This is a genomic window from Pseudomonas sp. (genome assembly GCF_037994325.1).
GTDB lineage: Bacteria > Pseudomonadota > Gammaproteobacteria > Pseudomonadales > Pseudomonadaceae > Aquipseudomonas.
On sequence record NZ_JBBNAH010000733.1, the window covers coordinates 1 to 2,904 of the forward strand.

A 2,904-nucleotide genomic window follows, 5' to 3' on the forward strand; every position below is an offset into this window, starting at 1 on the left:
TAACGTCAGGTACAAGAAGGGGCGGGACTCATACAACTTTCCACGAAAACGCAGCCACAGGCTCCACACGCCGGCGAAGATCATCAACAAGCCCAGGCCGACCATAACGCGGAATGACCAGAACACGATGGTGGAGTTGGGCCGGTCTTCTGGCTTGAACTCTTTGAGCGCCGGTACTTGTTTGTCCAGGCTGTGGGTCAGGATCAGGCTGCCGAGGTAGGGAATCTCTACGGCAAAACGGGTCTTTTCGGCTTTCATATCCGGCCAACCGAAGAGAATCAGCGGCGTCGGCTCGTTGCCGACGTTTTCCCAGTGGCCTTCGATGGCGGCAATTTTTGCCGGCTGATGCTTAAGGGTGTTGAGGCCGTGGAAGTCGCCAATCACCGCTTGAATCGGCGCAACAATCAGCGCCATCCACATAGCCATCGACAACATCCGGCGAATGGCCGGGTTGTCTTTTTTGCGCAGCAAATGCCAAGCCGCTGATGCCCCAACGAAAAACGCCGTGGCCAGAAACGCGGCAGTGGACATATGCAGCAAGCGATAAGGGAATGAGGGGTTAAAAATCACCGCAAACCAGTCGACTGGAATCACCCGACCATCAACGATGGCGTGCCCCTGCGGAGTTTGCATCCAGCTGTTGGAGGCCAGAATCCAGAACGTGGAAATCAGCGTGCCGATGGCCACCATGACCGTCGAGAAAAAGTGCAGGCCCGGGCCGACGCGGTTCCAACCAAACAGCATCACGCCGAGGAAGCCGGCCTCGAGGAAAAACGCCGTGAGCACCTCGTAGGTCAACAGCGGTCCGGTGATTGCCCCGGCAAAGTCGGAGAACGCACTCCAGTTGGTGCCGAACTGATAGGCCATGACCAGGCCCGAGACCACACCCATACCGAAGTTGACCGCGAAGATCTTCGACCAGAAGTGGTAAAGGTCGCGGTAGGTTTCGTCATTGGTCTTCAGCCACAAACCTTCGAGCACCGCCAGGTAACTCGCCAGACCGATGGTGATCGCCGGAAAAATGATGTGAAAGGAAATGGTGAACGCGAACTGCATTCGCGCCAGATCCAGCGCCTCTAAGCCAAACATGGATATTCCTCATCAGCAAAAACAGTCATCGAGCGTTTTCCAGGCCTAGGGTTAGCCCCGGAAATCAGCAATCGGTTCAGGAAATTATTGTTATGGCGGCCAACACAAAGATGGGCAGCGGGGCCCGCACGCAGCACGCAAGAGGGTACTGACGTGGGTCAAAGCCTAACGCTTAAGCGTAGACCGATTACTGTGGTCGATTGTCGCGCGACAGGTTGGCGCGCTTTGTGAAGAGGGCATTGGCACGAGCAATGGCGGCCTTCTCTCCCGCACGGGGTAAGAAGGCCGCTGTGTAACTGCGCTGCTTAGCGGAACGGCGGCTCGTCAAAGCTGCGCAGTTTGCGCGAGTGCAGGGAATCGAGTTGCGTGCGCATCAGATCAAGGGCAGCAATGCCGATCATCAAATGCTGACTAACCGCGCGCTCATAAAAAACACCCGCCGCGCCCGGCAGTTTGATTTCGCTATGCAGTGGCTTATCCGACACACACAGCAACGTGCCGTAAGGCACCCGCAAGCGATAACCCTGGGCGGCGATGGTGCCGCTTTCCATATCCACCGCCACGGCGCGTGACAGGTTGATCAACGGCCGCTCCTGCGCCCAACGCAGCTCCCAGTTGCGGTCGTCGTAGGTCAGTACGGTGCCGGTACGCAGCCGCCGTTTCAGCGCCTCACCGCGCTCACCGGTGACAGTAGCCGCCGCCTCTTGCAGCGCCAGCTGCACCTCAGCCAAGGCTGGAATCGGAATATTCGGCGGCACCACACGATCAAGAATGCCGTCGCGGCGCATATAGGCGTGGGCCAGCACGTAGTCGCCGATGGTCTGCGACTGGCGCAGGCCGCCGCAGTGACCAATCATCAACCAGCAATGCGGACGCAGCACCGCCAGGTGGTCAGTGATGTTCTTGGCGTTGGACGGACCGACGCCGATATTCACCAGGGTCACGCCGTGGCCATCGGCGGCGATCAGGTGATAGGCCGGCATCTGGTAACGGTGCCATACCACGGCATCGGCCACTGCTTGGGCGTCTTCCTCGGAGGTGCCGCGTTCAATGATGACGTTGCCCGGCAACACCATGCGCACATAGCGTGGGTCGTCGCGCAGTTGCGCCAGACCATGGCGGATAAATTGGTCAACGTAGCGGTGGTAGTTGGTCAGCAGAATCCACGGCTGCACATGACGCCAGTCGCTGCCGGTGTAATGCACCAGGCGACGCAGGGAGAAGTCGACGCGCGCGGCGTCAAATAGCGCCAGCGGCAGCGGGTCGATGTTCTGCCAGTCATACAGACCATCGGCGATGCCATCGGTGGCCGCCGACAAATCGGTGCTGGGGAACACCCGCGACAACTCGGCGGCCGTCACGCCGGAGCCGGCCAGTTCATCACCGCCTTCCACCACATAGGGGTAGGGAATGTTCTGCTGGCTCATGCCCACTTCCACCTTTACGGTGAAGTCGTTCATCAGCGGGCGCAGTTGCTCAAGCAGGTATTTACGAAAGGCCGCCGGGTGGGTAACGGTGACGCTATAGGTGCCAGGCACCTGCACCTTGGCGTAGGCGCGCACGGTGGTCGGCACTTCGCCCTGGGTGTCGTAGGTCAGGCGCAATTCGGGGTAGCAGAAGCAGTCACGCTGCTTGGGGTCGGGTTTGATCCGATCCTTGAGGTAGGCCTTAAGCGCTTGGCTTAGGCCATCGACGGCTTGTTGGTGCAGCGCAGCAAGACGCTCCACGGCCTCTTCCGGGGTATAGGCAACAACAAAATTCTCACTGGTGCTGGTCACGATCGGCCTTCCTGTCTGGACGTGCATGGCTCTATCT

The 2,904-nt window shown here is 59.3% G+C and carries 2 protein-coding genes; both read right to left on the reverse strand.

Annotated features, from left to right (window positions below; all coding sequences use genetic code 11):
• On the reverse strand, window positions 1–1,089 hold a 1,089-nt coding region (locus AAAB16_RS24420), incomplete at its 3' end, for a cytochrome ubiquinol oxidase subunit I (RefSeq protein WP_340665679.1).
• 305 nt (window positions 1,090–1,394) lie between these two features.
• Window positions 1,395–2,867 (reverse strand): AMP nucleosidase, encoded by a 1,473-nt coding sequence (amn, locus tag AAAB16_RS24425; RefSeq protein WP_340665680.1) that lies wholly within the window; start codon window positions 2,865–2,867, stop codon window positions 1,395–1,397.
• Window positions 2,868–2,904: the final 37 nt, after the last annotated feature.